Source organism: Gallaecimonas kandeliae (genome assembly GCF_030450055.1).
Classification (GTDB): Bacteria; Pseudomonadota; Gammaproteobacteria; order Enterobacterales; family Gallaecimonadaceae; genus Gallaecimonas; species Gallaecimonas kandeliae.
This window is the reverse complement of the sequence record NZ_CP118480.1, coordinates 374,325-395,174: the sequence shown is the minus strand read 5'-3', so window position 1 is coordinate 395,174 and position 20,850 is coordinate 374,325. Positions and strand designations below refer to the sequence as shown.

Genomic DNA, 20,850 nt, shown 5'->3' with positions numbered 1-20,850 from the left:
CCTCAATGCCCCGCCTTGGCGGCCGGCGTCACCACGCCGCCCTGGAACAGGGTCAACATTTTGCGGCGCTGCCCCTGGGCCAGGGTGACAACGTCGTCCTTAATCTGTATGAGCCGCCAGCCCTGGATGCTGTCTCCCACCGCCAGCACCTGGCCATTGATGATGACCCTGGCCGGCTTGCTGCCCAGCACCGCCGACAGCTTGAGGCTGGCGGCAGGCGTGGCCTTGGCGGCGACCTTGGCCTGGGGCGGCGCCGTGGGGTCCTGGAGTTCGGCGGCCAGGGCCGGTGCGCTAAGCGCCAAGGTAATGAGGACTGGTACCCAGGGTGTAGACATGGATCAGTATCTCGGCGTCAGGATAGGTGGTCTGGCGAAAGCTCAGGCTTTGCCAGTAGAACTGCCAGGGCAGCTGCTCGGCCTGGCTCAGGAATTTCAGGGTGGGCAGGAAGCCACCCTTGAACTTCAACTCCAGGTCGTGTCGGTAGAGGCCCTGGGGCATCTTGTCCCCCAACAGGGGTTGGGCCGGCAGGGTGCTCAGGCTGACCAACTGCAGATCCCCCCTGCCCTTGAGCAGGGCCTCCAGCAGAGGGGCCATGGCATCGGCCGGCACCAGGGCCTTGGTCTTGGCATAGATCGCTTGCTGCTGGGTCTGGCGCAGCGCCTTGAGCCGCCCTATCTCGGCCTGCAGCTGGGCATTGGGATCTTCGGCCAGCTTGGCCTCGAGGGCTGCAATACTCTGGGCCAGGTTGGCCAGCTCGGCCGCCATCTTGCCATTGGCCCTGGCCCTGGTCTGGTTGTCCGCCAGCAGCGGTTGCAGCCAGCTCAGGCCCACCAGGGTCACCAGCAGCACCAGGCCGGCCAGCAGCACCAGCAGCCGTTCGCGCAGGCTCAAGGACTCCAGCCGTTCAGTGATGTTCATCCTGGCCTCCTTCGCTGTCCAAGCGGAACGCCAGGTAACCGTCCTCACCCTGGGTGATCTTGACCTGGCCGAAGGCCTGGGCGGCCAGGGCGGGTTCCTTGGCGAACCCCTGCAGCCACTGCGGCACCAGTTCGGCCTTGCTGGCCTTGCCGCCGAGGGCCAGGCGCCCCTGGTCGATATCGATCTGCGACAGCCAGAGGCCAGGGGTGCTGGACTGGGCCAGGGCGGTCAGCAGGCCGGAAAAGCCCTGCTGCCCCTGCCGATCCAGCTCTTCTACCCGGGCCAGCAGCGTCTTGTTGTTGTCGGTGTCACTCTTGAGGCTATCGCGTTGGGCCACCAGGGCCATGTCCGGCTGGTGCTCCTTGAACCTGGCCTCCAGGGTGGCCAGCCGCTGCTGGGCCTGCAGCTGGCGGGCCTTGAGCTGCTGCTGGGCCACGGCCAACTGCTGGCGCTGCCAATAACCCCAACCCAGCCCCAGGGCCAGCAGCAAGGCGGCCAGCAGCAGCAGCCGTATCATGGCGGCCACCGTCAGGGGTTGGCGGGGCGGCAGCAGCTCTGCCGTCAGCAGGTTAAGCCAGTGTTTCATTCAACTCCCTTGCCGCCGCATAGGCGACCCAATCCCGCCCCAGGGGAAGGCCGTCATTCAAGGACGTCACCGGCAGGGCCAAGCTGTCGGCCAGCAGCGGCGCCAGGGCTTCATCCAGCACGGCGGACAACGCCAGCTTGATGCTGTCTATGGGCGGCTGGCGCAGCTGGCTTTCCAGGTAATCCAGGGCGCGCTGGATATCCAAGGCCAGGCGCTCGGACAGCAGGTAAGGATCCAGTTCGTCCTGCTGCAACCGGTAGCCCTGCAACCAGCGGGAAAAATAAAGCATGCCCTGGCGGTAGATGGCCAGCAGCAGTTCGCCATCCCGGTTGAGGTGCAGCAGCAATGCCGGCCTGTCTTCCTCGGTCCCGGGGAAGAGGCCACGCAGCACCATGTCTTCGTTGCCTATGGCCACCGGCTTGGCCGGCAGGGCCTGGCAAAGGGTCTTGAGCTGCGCCTTGCTGGCACAGACCACGTTGACCCTGTCGCTGCCCATGGGCTGGGCCGGCGGCTCGTAGTAGTCGAATTGGAGATCCTGGGGCGCCAGGGGCACGGCGTCCTTGAGGGCCCAGAAGAGGTCTTCGCCGACGGACTCGCTCTTGGGTTTATCCAGGGAAAGGCTGTGCAGTTCGCTGTGTGGCAGGATAAGCTGGACCTGGTCGTTCGGCTCCAGCGGCAGGGCGGCCAGTTGCTGTGGCCATTGGGCGACACCCTGGCAGGGAAAAAACTGCTGATGACCCTGGGCATCGGACAGGCAGATCCCCTGCTGGTAGAGGGCCAATCCCCAGTTTTTTGCGGTGTTTTTACGGAAAAACCACTGCATCAATGCATGTATCCCTGTTCATTGTTCTGAAGCCGGACCCCAACTAGGCATTAGTGTCACTTAAATCCAAAACTCTGCCAAGCGATGAAAGTCAGAATTCCGTCACCAGTCTACCCTGTCCTTGCTCCCATCCTACTGGAAAGGAACATAAAATTAACCATAAAAAGGGATGATCTCATCCATCCCCTGATCTCGGGCAATAAGTGGCGAAAACTCAAGCATCCCCTGGCTGCTGCCCTCCAGGCCAAGAAGCCTGGCGTCTTGAGCCTGGGCGGCCCCTATTCCAACCACCTGCTGGCCCTGGCCGCCGCCTGCCATGAACTGGGCCTGGCCAGCGCCGCCCTGGTGCGGGGCCATGAGCAAAGCACCCCTACCCTGGCCCATTGCCAGGCCCTGGGCATGGCCCTGCACTTCGTCAGCCGCCAAGACTACCGCTGCCGCCATGACCCAGACTGGCTGGCCCAATGGCAGGCCCTTTATCCGGATTGGCTGCTGCTGCCGGAAGGGGGCTCGGCACCCGAAGCCCTGACCGGGGTGGCCGAACTGGTGGCGGAACTCCCGCCCGGCTGGGATCAGATCTGGACGCCGGTGGGCTCGGGGGGCACCTTGGCCGGCCTGGTGCTGGGTGCCCAAGGCCAGGGCGAGATAGTGGGGGTACCGACTGTGAAGGACGCCGAGCTGCCGGCCCGTATCCAGGGGCTGCTCGCCGCCCGCCACTGCTCCCATCAGAACTACCGGCTGCTCTGGGGGCACGAAGGGCCGGGCTTTGGCAAGTTCAGCCCCGCCATGGGCGAGGCGATAAGGGCCCTGGAGGCGGAGCTGGGGGTACCCCTTGAGCCCCTCTACAGCGGCAAGCTGATGCTGGCCCTGTGGCAGGCCGTGGAGAGCGGCGAGCTGGACGGCAAGCAGATCGTCATGCTGCACACCGGCGGCCTGCAGAGCCTGGACGGGCTGCGCGCCCAGGGGCGCTGGCCAGACGCCTAGAGGGGATCCTGGGCACCGCGGCCGAACAGGGGGCCTTCCCCGCCGCTGACCCCGAGCCGCAACAGGCAGCGCCGCTCTTCGTTGCTGGTGATGCCGGCGGCCAGCACTTCGGCATTGAGATCCACCGCCTGCTGCACCAGGCGCTGCACCCAGAGCTGCTGTTCGCTGTTGCGGTCGATATGGCGGGCCAGGGAGCTGTGCAGCTTGATGGCCCTGGGCGCCAGGGCCTGCCAGTCCACCGGCTGTGGGTGCTGGCCCAGCCGCTCCACCATGATCCCGGCCCCCAAGGCCCCCAGTTGCTTGAGGGCCTCCGCCAGGGGCTGGCCATGTTGGGCCAGCTCGAACTCGGTCACCGTCAGCAGCAAGTTGGGCAGGGCATCCCGCACTTCCATCATCGCCAGCCGCAGCCAACGCTGCAGCCCGGGTTTGAGCAGGGCGTCGACACAGATGCGAAAAGCCAGGCGCTGGCCCCTGGCCCTGGCGGCGCCCAGCTTGGCCAGCAGCAGTTCCAGGCAGAGCCTGGACAGGGCCTCCTCCTGGCCGACCCGGCAGGCCATGGGCATGAAGACGCTGTCGTCGATCTCCTTACCCTTGGGATCCAGGATCAGGGCCCGTACCCGCCAATGGTGCAAGTCCCCTTCCAAGCCATGCACAGGTTCGGTGACCAGCTTGAGGCTGTGCCTGGCCAGCACCTGCTCCAGCAGGGTCCGCCAGCGCACGCTGCCGGTCTCCAGCTGGGGCATGCCTTCCACCCCGGCGGCCATGACGGCGTTCTCTCCTTGCAACTGGGCGGCGCGCAAGGCCATGGCGGCCTGTTCCAGCAGGGCCTGGCTGTCGTCCCCGGCCTGGTAGGGGCTCCAACCCAGGTGCAGCCAGTCGCCGTCGTCCAGGCCCTTGGGCAGGGGCAGGCGGCTGATGTCCTTGAGCAGCTGCTGGGCGAACAGCTGGCCGTCCTTGCCGGCCATCTGCGGCAGCAGCAGGCCGTATTCGTCTTCATCCAGGCGGCCCAGCACGGCGTCTGGCCATTGGCCAAGCTTGTCCTGCATCAGGGCCAGCAACTGGCTGCGCCAGGCCTGGCTTTGGGCTTCATCCAGGTCTGCCAGCTCCTTGTGTTCCAGCAACACCAGGCAGCCGACGCGGTTGCCTTCCATCTCCTGCAGCCAGGTGGCCAGGTGCTGTTCGAAGAAGAGGCGGTTGCCAAGGCCGGTGCCGGCATCCAACCAGGCGGCGCTGTGCAGCAGGCTGTCCATCTGCCGTTGTTGGCATTCCAGGGTATGGATGCGTTGCTGCTGGCTGGCCAGCAGTTCGCCTGTCTTTGGCAGCAGGGGCTCGGACTTCGTCTGCCCCTTGGCGCTGGCCTCTTCGAGCCCCTTGACCGCCAGCCGCAGCCGCCGGTAGCGGCTGCCCAGCATCAGGCTCAGCTGCAGCAGCCAGACCAAACCGATCAGCAAGGGGGCGAAACTGGGCCAGAGCTGGGCCCAAGGCAGGGGATGGCGGTCGAACAGCAGGCTGAGGCGCCTTTGGCCGGGCAGCTGCAGTTCCACGAATTGGCGGTCGCCGGCCGGCAGCTGGCCATGGCGGGACTGCAGGCGCAGTTGGCCCCGCACGTAGAGGCGGGCTTCGATGACATCGGCGTCCGCCGTCAGGGCCTCCCAGAGCGGCAGTGGGGGCAGGTCGGGATAGAGGGAGGTTACCCTCGCCAGCTGCCTGGCCTTGGCCAGCATGTGGCTGTCGTGCTGCTGATGGGAAAGGACTGACATCATCAGCCAGGAGCCCAGCAGGGTCAGGGCCAAAGCGAGCAGGGTACTGCCGAGAAAGGGAAGGCGCTTTTCCATAAGCCGTTCGTTCTGAAAATGCTGGCCCCATTAAAACGGAAGCGGCTGCAAAGACCAAGCGCCAGGCAGGGGTTTATCCGCTGCTCCCTTAAGAAAAACCTGCTTTTGCGGCCAAGGTCATGGTGGGCCGGCGCCACTGGCGAAAAAAAAGCTGCCCTGAGGCAGCTTTTTCTTTCTTTAGAACGGGATGTCGTCGTCGAAATCCATGGGCGGCTCGTCGGCACCGTAACCCCCTTGTTGGGGCTTGGGCGCGTTGAAGTTGCCCTGGGCGGCCGGCCTGTTGCCAGCGAAGTTGCCTTGCTGCTGGCCGCCGAAGCCGCCCTGCTGGGCACCTTGGGCGCCGCCACCGAAGCCACCCTGGGCTTGCTGTTGGGCGGGCTTCTGGAAGCCACCCTGCTGTTGCTGCTGGCCGCCACCGAAGCCGCCTTGCTGGCCGCCCTGGGGAGCGAAACCACCTTGGCCACCCTGGGCACCACCGCCGAAGCCGCCGCCCTGGCCGCCTTGGCCACTGCCACGGCTGTCGAGCATCTGCATCTCGCTGACGATGATCTCGGTGGTGTACTTGTCCTGGCCGTCCTGCCCCTGCCATTTGCGGGTGCGCAGGCTGCCTTCCAGATAGACCTTGGAGCCCTTGCGCAGGTACTCGCCGGCGATCTCGGCCAGGCGGCCGTAGATCACCATGCGGTGCCACTCGGTGAGCTCTTTCTGCTCGCCGGTCTGCTTGTCTTTCCAGCTTTCGCTGGTAGCAACGGTGAAGTTGGCGACGGCATTGCCGTTGGGCATGTAACGCACTTCCGGGTCACCGCCCAGGTTGCCGACGATAATGACTTTGTTAATGCCTCGACTGGCCATCTCTGCTCCTAACCGGCCTCGGCCAGCAATGCTCTGGCCTTGGCTAATTCAAACTCTTGAGTGTTCACTTTCAGGTAAATGGCCGACTCTTTGGCCATCAGGTTGACTTCCAGCACCCCCGGCAGCGCCGACAGGCCTGCCGCCAGTTGCTCTTCACGCCCCGCCATATAGGGGGCACTGAGGCTGACCGACTTGAGGTTGCTGGGATGGCGCATGCCACGGCTCATCCAGAGCCACAACAGCACCAGCATGGCGGACATGATCAGCACGCCTTCCTTATCCGCATACTGTGCCATGGCGCCGGCCAGGCTGCCACCAAAAAAGGCGCCCAGGAACTGGCTGGAGGAATAGATCCCCATGGCGCTGCCCTTGTCGCCAGCCGGGGCTATGCGGGCGATCAGTGCCGGCAATGTCGCCTCCAGGTAGTTGAAGGCGATGAAGAACAGCAGCAGCGCCGCGATCAGGCCCCAGAGCCAGTGCTGCAGGTACCAGGTGGCGGCCAGGCTGCCGAGCATCACCACCAGCGCTATCTGCACCATCTGCCGGCTCATGTGCTTCTTCTCGGCGATGATGATCATCGGCACCATGCCGAAGAAGGCCACCACCACTATGGGGAAGTAGAGTTCCCAGTGCTTGTCGGACGGCAGGCCGGCGTTCACCAGCATGGCCGGCATGATCACGAAAGTGGCTGTGAGCAGGAAATGCAGCAGGAAGATGCCGAGATCCAGGCGGATCAGCTGGGGATCCTTGAGCATCTTGCCCAGGCGCTGAGGCGCCGGCAAGGTGTCGCCCTTGGGCGCCTTGTGCACCACCTGCGGTACCGCGAACTTGACCACCAGTATGCCGCACAGGGCCAGGACGGCGGTCAGCCAGAAGAGGCCGGACAGCCCCCACTGGGCCGCCAGCACCGGCCCTACCACCATGGCCAGGGCGAAGGACAGGCCGATGGAGACGCCGATAATGGCCATCACCTTGGGGCGCTGCTCGTCGCGGCTCAAGTCGGCGGCCATGGCCAGCACCGCCGAGGCGATGGCGCCGGCCCCCTGCAGGGCACGGCCGGCCACCACCCAGAGGATATGGTGGGCCAGGGCGGCCACCGCCGAGCCGGCACTGAACATCAGCAGGCCCAGGACGATGATCTTGCGCCGCCCGAAGCGGTCGGAGGCCATGCCCATGGGGATCTGCAACACCGCCTGGGTCAGGCCGTAGGCGCCGATGGCGATGCCGACCCAGAGCGGGGAGTAACCCTGGAGATGTTGGCCGTAGAGGGCGAATACCGGCAGTATCATGAAGAGTCCCAGCATTCGCAGGGAGAAGACCGATGCCAGTGAGAAGGCGGCACGCAGTTCGGTGCGCGTAAGACCTGATTGCGACATGACTCTGAAACTGTGGCTGGCTGAGCGGGCATCATAGCACAGCCATTGGGCAATGCGGACGGCTGTGCGATACTTGAGCGCTTAATCTGAGTGGTGGAAGCAGGACTCTATGGACAAGATCTCGGTACGCGGCGCCCGTACCCATAACCTCAAGAACATCAGCCTGGATATCCCCAGGGACAAGCTCATCGTCATCACGGGCCTGTCCGGCTCCGGCAAGTCGTCCCTGGCGTTCGACACCCTCTATGCCGAGGGCCAGCGCCGCTACGTGGAGTCCCTCTCAGCCTACGCCCGCCAGTTCCTCTCCTTGATGGAGAAGCCGGACGTGGACCACATCGAAGGCTTGTCGCCGGCCATCTCCATCGAGCAGAAGTCTACCTCTCACAACCCCAGATCCACCGTCGGCACCATCACCGAGATCCACGACTACCTGCGCCTGCTGTTCGCCCGGGTCGGCGAGCCCCGCTGCCCCACCCACGACGTGCCCCTGGCCGCCCAGACCATCAGCCAGATGGTGGACAGGGTCTTGGCCGAACCCGAAGACAGCAAGCTGATGCTGCTGGCGCCGGTGATCAAGGATCGCAAGGGCGAGCATGCCAAGCTGCTGGCCAACCTGGCGGCCCAGGGTTATATCCGCGCCGTCATCGACGGTGAGGTCTGCGACCTGTCCGATCCGCCGGCCCTGGAGCTGCACAAGAAGCACAACATCGAGGTGGTGGTGGACCGCTTCAAGGTGCGCCCCGACCTGCAGCAGCGCCTGGCCGAAAGCTTCGAGACGGCCCTGGCCCTGTCCGGCGGCACGGCCAAGGTCACCAGCATGGACGACGACAGCGTCGACCTGGTGTTCTCCGCCAACTTCGCCTGCCCCCACTGCGGCTATTCCATGACCGAGCTGGAGCCCAGGCTCTTCTCCTTCAACAACCCGGCCGGCGCCTGCCCCAGCTGTGACGGCCTGGGGGTACAGCAGTTTTTCGACGAATCCCGGGTGGTGGTAAACGGCGAGATCTCCCTGTCCGGCGGCGCCATCCGCGGCTGGGACAAGCGCAACTTCTACTACTACCAGATGCTCAAGTCCCTGGCCGAACAGTTCGAGTTCGCCCTGGACCAGCCCTTCGACAGCCTGCCCCGCAAGGCCAAGGACATAGTCCTCTACGGCTCAGGCAAGCAGGAAGTGGCCTTCAAGTACGTCAACGACCGCGGCGACATCGTCATCCGCAAGCACCCCTTCGAAGGGGTGATCCCCAACATGGAGCGCCGCTACAAGGAGACCGACTCCAACACGGTGCGCGAAGAGCTGGCCAAGTACCTGGCCAACCAGGCCTGCCCCAGCTGTAAGGGCACCCGGCTGCGCCAGGAAGCCCGGCACGTGTTCGTGGCCAGCCGCAACCTGCCGGCGGTGGCCGAGCTCAGCATCGGCGAGTGCCTGGACTTCTTCGAGGGCTTGGAACTGGAAGGCCAGCGGGCCCAGATCGCCGACAAGATCCTCAAGGAGATCCGCGACCGCCTCAACTTCCTGGTCAACGTCGGCCTCAACTACCTCAGTTTGTCCCGCAGCGCCGACACCCTCTCCGGCGGCGAGGCCCAGCGCATCCGCCTGGCCTCCCAGATCGGCGCCGGCCTGGTGGGGGTCATGTACGTGCTGGACGAACCCAGCATAGGCCTGCACCAGCGCGACAACGAGCGGCTGCTGCACACCCTCATCCACCTGCGGGATCTCGGCAATACGGTGCTGGTGGTGGAGCACGACGAGGACGCCATCCGCGCCGCCGACCATGTCATCGACATAGGCCCGGGGGCCGGCGTCCATGGCGGCGAGATCATCGCCGCCGGCACCCCGGAAGAAGTGGCCAATAATGAGCACTCACTGACCGGCCAGTACCTGTCTGGCCGCAAGAAGATAGCGGTACCCGAGCTACGCCAGGCCCCGGAGAAGGGCTGGATCGAACTCAAGGGCGCCACCGGCAACAACCTCAAGGGCGTCGACCTGCAGATCCCGGTTGGGCTCTTCACCTGCGTCACAGGGGTGTCCGGCTCCGGCAAGTCCACCCTCATCAACGACACCCTGTTCCGCCTGGCCCACCAGAAACTCAACGGCGCCGCCGGCGAAGAGCCGGCGCCCTTTAAGGAGCTGCTTGGCCTGGAGCAATGCGACAAGGTGGTGGACATCGACCAGAGTCCCATAGGCCGCACCCCCCGTTCCAACCCGGCCACCTACACCGGCATCTTTACCCCGGTGCGGGAGCTGTTCGCCGGCACCCAGGAAGCCCGCGCCCGCGGCTACCAGCCGGGCCGCTTCAGCTTCAACGTCCGCGGCGGCCGCTGCGAGGCCTGCCAGGGGGACGGCGTCATCAAGGTGGAGATGCACTTCCTGCCCGACGTCTACGTGCCCTGCGACCTCTGCAAGGGCAAGCGCTACAACCGCGAGACCCTGGAGGTCACCTACAAGGGCAAGAACATCCACCAGGTGCTGGAAATGACCATCGAAGAGGCCCGCGACTTCTTCGACCCCATACCGGCCGTGGCCCGCAAGCTGCAAACCCTGATGGATGTGGGCCTGTCCTACATCCGCCTTGGCCAGAGCGCCACCACCCTGTCGGGCGGCGAAGCCCAGCGGGTGAAGCTGGCCCGGGAGCTGTCCAAGCGCGACACCGGCCAGACCCTCTACATCCTCGACGAGCCCACCACAGGGCTGCACTTCGCCGACATCCAACTGCTGCTGGACGTGCTGCACCGCCTGCGCGATCACGGCAACACCATAGTGGTCATCGAGCACAACCTGGACGTGATCAAGACCGCCGACTGGATAGTGGACCTGGGCCCGGAAGGGGGCAGCGGCGGCGGCCAGATCCTCACCACCGGCACCCCCGAGCAGGTGGCGGAACACCCGGGCTCACACACGGCCCGCTTCCTCAAACCCTTGTTGTGAGCAAAGGGGCGCCGAGGCGCCCCTTTTCATAACCCCTTGACACTTTTGCCGAAATAACGCTTCCTGAATAAGAATCTTGACTGCAATGGAGGCGCTATGAGCAGATTCTTCGGTGCTGTGCTGTTGGCGATAGTGGTGACCCTGGGTTGTCTCTATTTCATGTCCCAATTGGCCAAATCCCCGGCGCCACCGCCGGACGCGGCCAGCCAGACGTCCCCCGACCTGACCCCGGTCAGCCTCCCCCCTCCCGAGCGCGCCAAGCCGCCCCAGGACCCCAAACCCGAACCTCAGCCCAAGGCCACCAAGATGCCGGCCGTGGAAAGCGTGCAGCCGACCGCTCCCGCCACCACCCAGGCACCTCCTTCGGGCACCGGCCCCGTAGTTGGGCAGTTCAACCCCATGGGCGGCAAGCTTGAGATGACGGCGCCGGGCGGGATGGGCGGCCAAGGCCAGGAGGCCACGCCCCTGGTGCGGATGGACCCCCGTTACCCCATAGAGGCCGCCCGTGACGGCAAGGAGGGCTGGGTCAAGCTGCGCTTCACCGTCACCGCCGCCGGCACAGTGGATCAGGTCCAGGTGCTGGACGCGGAACCCAAGCGCCTCTTCGACAAGGCCGCCGTGGACGCCCTGCGCAAATGGCGCTACCAACCCAAGGTGGTGGACGGCAAGGCCATAGCGCAGCCGGACCAGGAAGTGGTGCTGGCCTTCAAGCTCGACAAGAAGGCATGAAAAAGGCGCCGATAGGCGCCTTTTTTTCTTTCGCGAGCAGTAAGTTAGAAGCGGTAACTGCCCTTGATACCCCAGCCCATGCCGGTCACCCCTTCGGTCTTGCTGACGTCCATCTTGACGTTGGCACGGGGGTTGAACCAGTAGCTGGCATTGGCGCTGTAGGTATTGGCGCTGACATCGTTCAGGCCGTAGGCCAGCGCTTCGTTGTCGCTGTCCACCAGGGTCACGCCCAGGCCGGCTGACAACTGGCGGTTGAAGAAGTAATCGCCGCTGGCCGCCAGCACGAAGACGTCGTCGCCCTGGTCGGCATCGGTGTTGCTGATGTCGCCCTGGAGGTGCAGGCCGGTCTGGCCGGCCAGCGGCAGGTAATGCTCGACGCGGGCACCCAGGGTGTCGGCGTCGAAGTTACCCCAGTCCAGGCGGCTGTAGTAGCCGGTCAGCAGGGTGCTGTCGTTCAGATAACGGCCGGCCTCGATGCGGTACAGATCGGCGCTCTTGCCTTGGTCCGGGTCGATGTTCTGGTAGCTGGCACCCAGCACCCAGTCGCCTGTGGCGATGAAGCGGCCACCCAGGCCCAGGGTGTCGACGTTGTCGTTGAAGCTGGCACCGGCCTCCAGGTAGCTGGCGTGGCTCAGGAAGCCGTTCAGCTCGAAGGGGCCATTGTCGGTGGAAACGGGGGTCAGGTATTGGCGCACACCCAGGCCCCAGACATCGGCGTTGTCGAAGGTGGAGTGGTCACTGTAACCGGCGGACACTTCCGTCTGGTAGCTGTCGGCGAAAGAAGGGGCGGCCAACATCAGGGCGGACAAAGAGAGGGGGAAAAGCATGGTTTTCATACTGCACTCCTTTTGTGTTGCAAAGCAGCGCCGCCACCATAAAGCCGCCAAGCCCTGCCCCACAACGGATCCCGCGTCCTGATTTAGCCAACCTTCAGATAAAAATCAAAGCCTTAACAAGGCTGAACCCCGGCAAAACAAGACCCTTCCCACTTCAGGTCAGGCTTAACGGCAGGCAAACAAAAAAGGCGCCGAGCGGCGCCTTCATATCATCCCGAGCCCGGCTTAGAAGCGCAGTGAGCCTTGGATGCGCCAGGCATAACCGGGGCTGTTTTCCGCATCGCCATAGCTCAGCTTGACGTTGGCCTGGTCGTTGAACCAGTAGGAGCTGCTCAGTCCCCAGCCAAAATCGTCGGATTGGTCGTTCCAGTTGAGGTCGGCACCGACAGACCAGCTGCGATCGAAGAAGTAGTCGCCACCAAGATCGTAAACCCAGACATTGTCGCCGTAGTCGGGGTCGACATTGGTGACGCTGGCCTTCAGCAGCAGGCCTTCACTGCCGGCCACGGGCAGCAGGTGTTCCAGACCCAGCCTATAGCTGTCAGCGTCACCGTTGTTGCCATAGTTGAAGCGCAGCAAGGTACCCTGGGCCAGGTATTTGCCCAGGCCGATACTCCAGGCATCGTCGCTGGCACCATGGTCAGGATCCAGGTAGCTGTAACTGGCTTCCAGCACCCAATCACTTTGGGTGACGAAGCGGCCGCCCAGTTGGTATGCGTCGCCCAGGTTGTGGTTGTCATAAGCACCTTCGACCCAGGAGGCATGGTTCAGGAAGGGGATCAGGTCGTAAGGGTGTTGCGCGTTGCTCTGGCTGTCCAGGTAGTAGCGGTAGCCCAGATCCCAAACGTCGGCCTGGTCCAGCTTGGTATGGTCGCTGTAACCGGCTTTCACCTCCTGTTAGAAGCTGCCGGCGGCAAAGGAAGGGGCTGAGAGAGCGGCCAGGACGGCCAGGGATACAACTGCTTTTTTCACGTAGAACTCCATTTCGCTAAATAAAAAGCGCCGGCATCCTAGCGGCGCTTTACTTCCCGGAACAGAGCACATTCACAGATGCTGTTCCAAGCTACTCCTGATGCTGCCCGGCAAAGGGACCGACTTCTTGGCCTGGTGGTCGAAATGCACCAGGGTGGTCTCCCCTTCGACGCAGAGCTGGCCGTTCTGGTAAGCACGCTGCAGCAGTCGGAAGGAGCTGTTGCCGATATGGGACACCTGGGTGCTGATGCTGACCTCTGCCCCGTAGAGCAGCTCCGCCTTGAACTGGATCTGGTAGCCCGCCACTATCAGATGCCAGTTCTTGATGTCCAGGTCCGGGGTGAAGAAGCGGAATATCGGATCCCTGGCCTGCTCGAACCAGACGGCCGGCACCGTATTGTTGATGTGGCCCAGAGCATCGGTTTCCTGGAACCGGGGCATCAGCGTCATTTCAAACATCTTGTCTTCCTAACGGCAAAGTCCCGCACAGCATAAGCCGAACCCGGGTCGCCGGTCATTAAGCCTTTCCCTGCCTGGGGTGATGTCCTAGGATTTGCCAGTACCCCGCAAGAGCCAATCGCATGAAGGACCTCGCACTGGCGCTCTCGATGATCGCTGCCATCTCCCTTGCCGCCCAGTGGCTGGCCTGGCGCCTGAAACTCCCCGCCATCCTCTTCCTGCTGCTGGCTGGCCTGCTGTTGGGGCCCGGCACCGGCATCCTCAACCCGGACCAATTGCTGGGCGAGGTGCTCTTCCCGCTGGTATCCATTTCCGTGGCCATCATCCTCTTCGAAGGTGCCCTGACCCTGCGCTTCCATGAGATCCACGGCCTGGTCAATGTAGTGCGCAACCTGGTCACCCTGGGAATGCTGGCCACCTTCGCGGTGCTGGCCGCCGCCTGCCACTGGCTGCTGGGGATCTCCCTGGAAGTATCCCTGCTGTTTGGCGCCGTCATGGTGGTGACGGGGCCGACGGTGGTGGCCCCGCTGCTGCGCACCATCAAGCCTCGCTTGGAGCTGGACCGGATACTGCGCTGGGAAGGCATCATCATCGATCCCCTGGGAGCCATCTTCGCGGTGCTGATGTATGAACTGGTCAGTAGCCAGGCCTCCCACGGCCTGGCGGCCCACAGCCTCTGGCTGCTTTGCAAAACCATATTGCTGGGCGGCGTGCTGGGCCTGGGGGCCGGGGTGGCTGTGGCCAATGCCCTCAAGAAAGGCTGGCTGCCCCTTTACCTGCGCAAGATAGGGGTGCTGGCGGCGGTGCTGGTGGCCTACGCCCTCTCCGAGCAGTTGCAGCACGAGTCCGGCCTGCTGACGGTGACGGTGCTGGGCATGTACCTGGCCAACAAAGAAGCCCTGGATATCGACGACATCATAGAATTCAAGGAAGACCTCTCCGTCATATTGATCTCGGCGCTCTTCATCCTGCTGGCGGCCAGGGTGGATGTGCATGGCCTGCTGGCCCTGGGTTGGCCGCTGCTGGCCCTGCTGCTGGTGGTGCAGCTGGTGGCCAGGCCCCTGGGGGTGCTTATCTCCTCCTTCACCCGCAAGCTCACTTGGCGGGACAGGACCTTCCTCTCCTGGATAGCCCCCCGCGGCATAGTGGCGGCAGCGGTCAGCTCCCTGTTCGCCCTGCGCCTGCAACAGGCAGGGGTGGCGGATGCCGACAAACTGGTCTCCTTGTCCTTTGCCGTCATCATCGCCACTGTCGTGCTGCAAAGCCTGACGGCCAGGCCGGTGGCCCACCTCTTGGGGGTGGTGCGGGACAAGCCCAAAGGGGTGCTGATCATCGGCGCCAACAGCCTGGCCAGGGCCATGGCCCTGGCATTGAAGAAGGCCGACTTGCCGGTGCTGCTGGCCGACCCTGTCTGGGAAAACTACCGCCTGGCCCGCATGGAAGGGTTGGATGTCTATTACGGCAACCCGCAATCGGAGCAGGCGGAAGCGGTGCTGGATCTCTCATCCATCCGCCAGGTCTACGCCTTGTCCCCCAACCGCCACCAGAATGCCAACGCCATAGCCCACTTTGCCGACCTGTTCAGTGCCGCCAAGGTGTTCTCCATCCGTTCGTCCCAAGGCAAGGGTTTTGCCAACCAGGAAAGCGCCGCCTTCAGGGCCCGGCAGATCCTCTTTTCCGAGGATTGCACCTTCACCAAGCTCAACAGCCTCTTGACCCAGGGCTGGCAGATAAAAGGCACCAAGCTCAAGGAGGCCTTCGACTGGTCTGCCTACCAGGAGCTGCAGAAAGAAGCGCTGCCCCTGTTCATCGTCGACAAGAAAGGCCTTCTCAACCCCATTGTCAACGGTGACCAGAAGCCGGACGTGGACGAGACCATCATCGCCCTGCTGCCCCCCCAGGAAAAGGACGCGGCCGGCTGACGATGACCATTAAAAAGGCCTTCCGAAGAAGGCCTTTTGCTTACCGAGAGATGGACTGAGGCTCAGTGGCGCCTGCGGCGTCCAGCCAGGGCGGCAAGGCCAAGCAAGCCAAACAGGCCCATTGAACCACCGCCACCGTTATCACTGGACTGGGTCTCAGTCGGCGCGGCATTTACCGTCACTGTGACATTGGCGCTGCTGCTCAGCTGGCCGTCGGAGACGGTCAGGGTGAACTCATGCTCGCCAGCGCTCAGGCCTTCGACAGTGATGCTGCTGCCGGTACCGCTGGCGTTGTCGCCGGCCCAGCTGTAGGTCAGGGCGTCGCCGTCCACATCCATGGAGCCGGAGGCGTCCAGGGTCAGGCTGTCGCCTTCGGTGATGCTGGTGGCGGAGGCCGTCAGGGAGGCCACTGGGGCATCCTCGACCGGGGTCACAGACAGCATGAAGCTGGTGTTGGCTGCATCACCGGCATTGGCCGTGTCGCGTACCGTCACCGTCACTTCGGTTTCACCGTTGAAGTCGGCATCGGGGATCAGGTTGAAGCTGTCACCCTCCACTTCGGCAGTGACATGCTCACCACTGACTTCGATGCTGTCGGGCACCTTGTCGACATCGACATAGGCGACATTGATGCCGTCCAGGCGACCGTCTTCAGCCACCGTCATATCCTGCAGAGCCGCCACCTTGATGTTGCTGTTGACGGTCAGGGTGTGGTGCTCTGTGACAGTGTCCTGGCCCTGGAGGGCGTGTTCAAAACTGATGTCCAGATCCTTACCGATGGCTTCCGGCTGGACGGCGGCCAGGAAGGAGATATTCACCTCGCTCTTCTCGGGGCCGTCGTAGTCGAAGCACACGACCAGGTCGTTCTTCAGTTTTTCATCCAGGTTGTCAAAGCCCAGCACCTCGTGGAGGTTACCGCCTTTGGGGCCGGCGTTACTGGAGTAGGGAGAGTCGAAGCCTTCGACAAAGACAGCGCCCTTGGCCAGGTTGGCTCCCAGGTTGTCATAGGCGTAGATGATTTCCGGCATGTTCTTGTGGAAGTCGATACCACTGCGCAGGATCATCTCGAAGTCGTACTCGTCACCGGTGCTTGAGTCGGTGATGTTGTCAAACTCCATGAAGGCCAGGTCACCCAGGTCAGGACGCTCGGCGGCATACTGGTCGGCGATGGTCAGGCCCCAGGGCTCAGAAGGATCACGACGGTACTTGGCTTCAAAGGTGCCACGCCAGAAGGGAGACAGGGCTTCATCCAAAAAGCCAGGTCCACGATGGGCGTTCATCAGCCAGTAGCCGGTGTTGAACCTAAAGGCCCCAACGGGGTACATCCTCAGGAAACCACCATTGTCTTGGTTGTACATCTTGAACTCGGCACCTGCCTTGTAGAAGAGGTACTCGATGGGCACGTCGAAGTAGTTGCGGTAATTACCCACGAACCAGCCTTCCATCGGCTGCAGGCCAAACTCGCCGTGCAGGTCGATGTAGCCACCGGTGGACTTGTCATCGATCAGTGGCGTATGGCACTGCTTGTCTGTCAGGTTGGTGGTCATGATGTAGTCACGCTGGACCCCGCGGGTGCTGAGCTGGGTGCCGCTGATATGCAAGCCATGCTCGTCAGCCACGATAGCCGCCGCCACCTCTTCGTTGTTGGAAGTGATGGTCGCCGGTGCCAGGCGCATCCCCTCGGGCAGGGTCAGGTTCCAGTCATAGCTGCGGTCATCGGTCTCCAGATTGGGTTGGAGCTTGAGATTGACCTTGATGACGTCCATGACCTTGGCCTTGTCCTGGCTGACGGTCCAGGACACGTCATCCACCCCACGGTTGATGTTGACCGAGGTAAAGCCCATGTCGCCTTCGGCGCCCGGCGCCGAGCCCGCGTCAAAGCCGCCAAACAGCAGGTCGCCATCCTTGGTGGCTTCCGGCAGTTGCCAGTTCAGGCTGATATTGTAGTCACCATTACCATCGTGGCTCGCAGGGGCGTCGATGCTGAGGTTTCCTTCATCGTCACCGTCTTTGATGATGGCGTAGCCCACCTTGGCCCGCACACCCGTTTCACCGCCGGTATAGAGGGTGGAGATGTAGTAGGTGCCAGGGGTCGGATCGACGATGGAGCAGAGGTTCTCCTCGGCGCCGCTCAGGGACTGGCAGACCATCTCGTCCCAATACTCGCTCATCATCTCCTGCTGCGTCGCCCCTTCAGAGATGAAGCCGCCATTGCCGTTCTTGTCGCGGCCCAGCATCAGCCAGGGGATCGCTTTCCAGTAACGGGGGTTGGGGTTGTCCAGAGTGCTGGTCTTCTCGGAAGAGAGCACCTTCACCATCAGGCGTTTGGTGCCTTCGGGTACTTCGATCACCTGCTGGTCCCAGTCATTCTTCACCCTGGTAGGATTCAAGAACACTGACGTGTGTGGCAGCTCCACATCATAGGTCGTGGGTTTGACCAGGCCATAATAACGGGGCCTGAACTGGCTGTAGGCGTCGGTGTTGACGCGGATGGTTTCGTGGCCCTGGTTGCGGTGCACATCCAGATCAAGGGAGACCGGCATCTGGTCTTGGATCTGGACGGCCACGACGGGCAGGTGGGCATCCGGCGCCTTACCGTTGACTTCGGTCAGTTTGACCTGACCGTTGAAGAGCGCGCCGTTGTTTTGATCCACGGACCAAGGAGCACCCGTCTCGGAGGGGTCGACCTTGTACTGGTTGATGCTCGGCAATTGAGCCGTAACCATCAACGCCTGGCTCTCCCCCTTCTTCAGCGTGAAATGGCTCGGGGTAACGGTGATTTCCACGCCCTCTTCCTTGCCCACCCCTTCGGCGTTCCAGACACCGTCTTGGGTGGCGGTGACGGTGCGCATCCAGGTACAACTGCTTTGGCAGCGCATCTGGACCATGGAGGCGGTGTTCAGCCAGGTCTCATCACCACCGTTATGGGGGTTGGCATCGACGTAGTTCTCGTAGGTCTCATCCATGACCAAGCCGGCCTTGGCGGCCGACTCCACATTGATGGCGCCGGCACCAGCCATGATGTTATAGGGCGTTTCAACGACTTGGCCGGACACCTGAACCTTGACCGGCTCAGCCGTCATCATCAGTGCGGACTGGATCTCGGCCGGCGTCCAATCCTTGTGCAATTCCATCAGCAAGGTCATGGCGCCAGTGACATGGGGGGTCGCCATCGAGGTGCCGCTCATGAAGGTCCAATCGGAGGCTGACGGGTAGTTGGTAAAGGGCTGGTCGATGGAGTTGGCCGCGTAGATGTCAACACCGGGAGCGGTCAGGTCAGGCACCAGGGAACTGATATAACGGCTTGGTCCCATGGAGCTGAAGCTGGCCAGCATGTTGCCTTTGCTGGCATCGAACTCGTAGGTGTTACTGGAGGCAGAAATGGTGGCGCGGGCAGTACCCTTGGCGCTGTACTTCACCCAGTTACGCAGTGTGTAACGGGCAGAAGAAGCCACGTTGATGCCGGGGATGACGAAGTTGTCCGCCACCAGGGCGTCACTGTAGTTCAGATTCTGCAGCACCAAGCCACCGGCGCCACCGGCTGCGACGTTCTTCGCCTTGTCGACACGGGCTATATCGCCCCGCTCGCAGATAACCACCTGGTCAGCGGTAAAGGTACCGGCAGGGAAAGGCGCGTTGCAGGAAGCCACAGTGTAGCCGTCTGAGGGATTGGGGTCTGGATAGTCTTCGGCCAGTACGAACTCACCACTGACGCCGTCCCCATAGCCTTTGCCATTGATGGGAGTAGAGGGGATACGGTAAGAAGGCGCATCGCCTTCAAAGGCATCTATGGTCTTGTCACCTACGCTCATCACACGGTCATGGGTGCTGGCACCGACGGTGGTCACCCAGGGAGAGCTGTGGTCGGCTGTGAAAAAGCTTGGCCCGGAGTTTCCGGCCGCGGCGGCAACCGAAATACCGGCCTTGCGGGCCGCCAGGAACGCCAGCTCCATGGGGTCGTCCCAAGGGAAGGACTCGCCACCGCCTATGGAGAAGTTGATGGCATCCACACCGTCGTTGATGGCGTCCTCGAAAGCCGACAAGATGGCGGATTCAGGACAACCCACGAACTGATCGGCGCCGCCTTTTCCGGGCAAGCAGACCTGGTAGGCAATGATATGCGCCTTGGGTGCCACACCGCTGGTGTGCGGGAACTGGAAAGGTAGATCGATACCGTGGCTGGTTGCTGAACCATCACTGGTTTGCAGAGGCGTGTCGGTAAGGTAGTTACCCGCTACGGTGCTTGCCGTGTGGGAGCCATGGCCATTATGGTCGACCGCGTTGGCGGGGCGGCGATTGCTGTACCCCATCTGGGTATAGGTGTCAGTGATCTCGGCATAGTGGCGAAGGCCTACCAGCTTGTTGTTACAGAGGCTGGCATCTTCCTCACAGTCCCCAATAAAGTGGTCGGCACCAAAGGGGTTGGTCGCCGCGTAGGAACCATCGTCAGCAAAAGCAGGGTGTTCGGTATTGATACCAGTATCGATGATGCCGACCAGCATCCCCTCGCCCTGGACGCTCACACCATCAGGAGAGGTAGTGCCATCCCAGAGCTTATCGGCGTGGATAAACTCTGGGCCCCTATCCGTCTGCACATGCAGTATGCGGTTGGGTGTAATGCGTTTGACGCCGGCCTGCTTCGCCATCTTGATGGCGTCGTCCTGGGTCATTTCAACAACCATGCTGTTGCTGGCCAGGGAAAACTGCCGCTTGAGCTTGGCTTGGATACCGACAGACTGCGCCTTGCTCATGAAGCTCTGCTGCTTGTCCAGCAGGTAACTCTTGTAAGCCTGAGCATTGGTTGACTGGGCATCTACCCGGCCGCGGACCATCATCGAGTGGAGCTGGGGAGCGGCAGTGGCGGAAAAGCCTTTCACTCCTCCTTCATAAGCGGCTATCGGCTGGTCGACCAACTGCACTATGTAGGACTGAATGCCCGTGACGCCTTTTTCCGGCTGGAAGACCTTGGAAACAGAGCTGTTGTAGGAAAGGTTGTTCAGTTTGCCGATGGCGCTGCGGGGGGCCAGATCGCCACTTTCCTGGGCCTGGTGCGCTTGGGTCAAAGCGGCGATCTCTGCCCTATCGAATTGCGGAACGTGGAAACCACCGTCTCTTGGCGCACTGGCTGCGGCAGCAAGGCCGGCTGAACCGACATAGGCCGCGGCAAGAGAAGCGATAATGCTTTTCTTGAAGGCGACCCTCGGAGCACTTCTTTTCATGTGGTAATTCTCCATTTCACCCCATCCCCTTCTCCTGTTGGTAACTGCCTCTCATGGGCTCAGTGGAAGGGGGGGATTGTTATGACTTTCGAGACGTCAGATAAGGGCTCTCACAGCCCCAACAAAACGCAACAACAGAGAAATACCAACAGAACAATTCAGCAACGCTCGGGGCGTAGCATTATGTATGTGCTTGCATGGACTAGCATTTTTGAAAGTGCGGGTCGACGCGGATGTATGAATTTGTAGGGTTAGGCTGATGCAGCCTATTGCGCTTCGAACTTGGAAAAGGCTTAAAAAGAAGGTCCAACGAGGTGTATTCAGCCGTACGAGCGAACAGCTGGGGATGACCAGGTCGGTCTTTAAAGGGGTGGCTATTGATTCAAGTTGCTGCTCTGGAACAGAGCAAAAGC

At 62.6% G+C, this 20,850-nt stretch carries 15 protein-coding genes; 4 read left to right on the top strand and 11 right to left on the bottom strand.

All coding sequences use genetic code 11. The features are described 5' to 3' along the window. Positions 1-2 precede the first annotated feature (2 nt). Genes PVT67_RS01840 through PVT67_RS01825 form a run of 4 tightly spaced genes read right to left on the bottom strand, consistent with a single transcriptional unit; the run spans position 3 to position 2,327 of the window. Positions 3-302, bottom strand: a complete 300-nt coding sequence (locus PVT67_RS01840) for an MSHA biogenesis protein MshK (protein ID WP_301497217.1) — start codon at positions 300-302, stop codon at positions 3-5. Next, positions 292-918 (bottom strand): hypothetical protein, encoded by a 627-nt coding sequence (locus tag PVT67_RS01835; RefSeq protein WP_301497214.1) that lies wholly within the window; start codon positions 916-918, stop codon positions 292-294. Before PVT67_RS01835 ends, PVT67_RS01840 begins: the two co-directional genes overlap by 11 nt. Then, positions 905-1,504 carry a hypothetical protein gene (locus PVT67_RS01830; RefSeq protein WP_301497212.1) on the bottom strand — a complete coding sequence of 200 codons (600 nt, stop codon included), beginning with the start codon at positions 1,502-1,504 and terminating at the stop codon, positions 905-907. The genes PVT67_RS01835 and PVT67_RS01830 overlap by 14 nt, the downstream gene beginning before the upstream one ends. Next, the gene (locus PVT67_RS01825; RefSeq protein ID WP_301497210.1) at positions 1,488-2,327 is read right to left on the bottom strand and encodes a hypothetical protein; all 840 of its coding nucleotides are present in this window, start codon (positions 2,325-2,327) and stop codon (positions 1,488-1,490) included. Before PVT67_RS01825 ends, PVT67_RS01830 begins: the two co-directional genes overlap by 17 nt. An 84-nt stretch (positions 2,328-2,411) precedes the next feature. Between PVT67_RS01825 and PVT67_RS01820 the strand changes: the two genes are divergently transcribed. Further along, a complete protein-coding gene (locus PVT67_RS01820) occupies positions 2,412-3,311 on the top strand; it encodes a 1-aminocyclopropane-1-carboxylate deaminase/D-cysteine desulfhydrase (protein ID WP_301497208.1) in 900 nt (299 codons plus the stop codon). Here PVT67_RS01820 and PVT67_RS01815 read toward each other — a convergent pair. The 3 genes from PVT67_RS01815 to PVT67_RS01805 form a co-directional block, all read right to left on the bottom strand. Next, the gene (locus PVT67_RS01815; RefSeq protein WP_301497206.1) at positions 3,308-5,146 is read right to left on the bottom strand and encodes an EAL domain-containing protein; all 1,839 of its coding nucleotides are present in this window, start codon (positions 5,144-5,146) and stop codon (positions 3,308-3,310) included. The genes PVT67_RS01820 and PVT67_RS01815 overlap by 4 nt on opposite strands. 177 nt (positions 5,147-5,323) lie before the next feature. Beyond that, positions 5,324-5,998, bottom strand: a complete 675-nt coding sequence (gene ssb / locus PVT67_RS01810) for a single-stranded DNA-binding protein (RefSeq protein WP_301497204.1) — start codon at positions 5,996-5,998, stop codon at positions 5,324-5,326. An 8-nt stretch (positions 5,999-6,006) separates the two neighbouring features. Then, entirely contained in the window at positions 6,007-7,374 is a 1,368-nt protein-coding gene (locus PVT67_RS01805) for an MFS transporter (protein ID WP_301497202.1), read from the bottom strand. A gap of 109 nt (positions 7,375-7,483) precedes the next feature. On the opposite strand from PVT67_RS01805, the gene uvrA reads away from it, so the two are divergent. Beyond that, positions 7,484-10,300: an excinuclease ABC subunit UvrA gene (gene uvrA, locus PVT67_RS01800; protein WP_301497200.1), complete on the top strand. Its 2,817-nt coding sequence runs from the start codon at positions 7,484-7,486 to the stop codon at positions 10,298-10,300. A gap of 96 nt (positions 10,301-10,396) precedes the next feature. Beyond that, entirely contained in the window at positions 10,397-11,029 is a 633-nt protein-coding gene (locus PVT67_RS01795; protein ID WP_301497198.1) for an energy transducer TonB, read from the top strand. A 44-nt stretch (positions 11,030-11,073) separates the two neighbouring features. On the opposite strand, the gene PVT67_RS01790 is transcribed toward PVT67_RS01795, so the two are convergent. The 3 genes from PVT67_RS01790 to PVT67_RS01780 form a co-directional block, all read right to left on the bottom strand. Further along, positions 11,074-11,865 (bottom strand): putative porin, encoded by a 792-nt coding sequence (locus tag PVT67_RS01790; RefSeq protein ID WP_301497196.1) that lies wholly within the window; start codon positions 11,863-11,865, stop codon positions 11,074-11,076. 225 nt (positions 11,866-12,090) lie between these two features. Further along, on the bottom strand, positions 12,091-12,756 hold the full coding sequence (locus PVT67_RS01785; RefSeq protein ID WP_301497193.1) for a putative porin: 666 nt from the start codon (positions 12,754-12,756) through the stop codon (positions 12,091-12,093). Between the two features lie 153 nt (positions 12,757-12,909). Next, positions 12,910-13,296, bottom strand: a complete 387-nt coding sequence (locus PVT67_RS01780) for an acyl-CoA thioesterase (protein WP_301497191.1) — start codon at positions 13,294-13,296, stop codon at positions 12,910-12,912. A gap of 122 nt (positions 13,297-13,418) precedes the next feature. Here PVT67_RS01780 and PVT67_RS01775 point away from each other — a divergent pair, with 122 nt between their 5' ends. After that, complete coding sequence (locus PVT67_RS01775) at positions 13,419-15,218, top strand: cation:proton antiporter (RefSeq protein WP_301497189.1); 1,800 nt, start codon at positions 13,419-13,421, stop codon at positions 15,216-15,218. A gap of 62 nt (positions 15,219-15,280) precedes the next feature. Here PVT67_RS01775 and PVT67_RS01770 read toward each other — a convergent pair whose 3' ends face one another. Beyond that, on the bottom strand, positions 15,281-20,281 hold the full coding sequence (locus PVT67_RS01770; RefSeq protein WP_301497187.1) for a S8 family serine peptidase: 5,001 nt from the start codon (positions 20,279-20,281) through the stop codon (positions 15,281-15,283). Positions 20,282-20,850 lie beyond the last annotated feature (569 nt).

Excerpts from the sequence above, each read along its gene's own strand:
- PVT67_RS01835 (WP_301497214.1), bottom strand. The coding sequence starts at position 918 with ATGAACATCACTGAACGGCTGGAGTCCTTGAGCCTGCGCGAACGGCTG.
- PVT67_RS01830 (WP_301497212.1), bottom strand. The coding sequence starts at position 1,504 with ATGAAACACTGGCTTAACCTGCTGACGGCAGAGCTGCTGCCGCCCCGC.
- PVT67_RS01825 (WP_301497210.1), bottom strand. The coding sequence starts at position 2,327 with ATGCAGTGGTTTTTCCGTAAAAACACCGCAAAAAACTGGGGATTGGCC.
- PVT67_RS01820 (WP_301497208.1), top strand. The coding sequence starts at position 2,412 with ATGAAAGTCAGAATTCCGTCACCAGTCTACCCTGTCCTTGCTCCCATC.
- PVT67_RS01815 (WP_301497206.1), bottom strand. The coding sequence starts at position 5,146 with ATGGAAAAGCGCCTTCCCTTTCTCGGCAGTACCCTGCTCGCTTTGGCC.
- ssb (WP_301497204.1), bottom strand. The coding sequence starts at position 5,998 with ATGGCCAGTCGAGGCATTAACAAAGTCATTATCGTCGGCAACCTGGGC.
- PVT67_RS01805 (WP_301497202.1), bottom strand. The coding sequence starts at position 7,374 with ATGTCGCAATCAGGTCTTACGCGCACCGAACTGCGTGCCGCCTTCTCA.
- uvrA (WP_301497200.1), top strand. The coding sequence starts at position 7,484 with ATGGACAAGATCTCGGTACGCGGCGCCCGTACCCATAACCTCAAGAAC.
- PVT67_RS01795 (WP_301497198.1), top strand. The coding sequence starts at position 10,397 with ATGAGCAGATTCTTCGGTGCTGTGCTGTTGGCGATAGTGGTGACCCTG.
- PVT67_RS01790 (WP_301497196.1), bottom strand. The coding sequence starts at position 11,865 with ATGAAAACCATGCTTTTCCCCCTCTCTTTGTCCGCCCTGATGTTGGCC.
- PVT67_RS01780 (WP_301497191.1), bottom strand. The coding sequence starts at position 13,296 with ATGTTTGAAATGACGCTGATGCCCCGGTTCCAGGAAACCGATGCTCTG.
- PVT67_RS01775 (WP_301497189.1), top strand. The coding sequence starts at position 13,419 with ATGAAGGACCTCGCACTGGCGCTCTCGATGATCGCTGCCATCTCCCTT.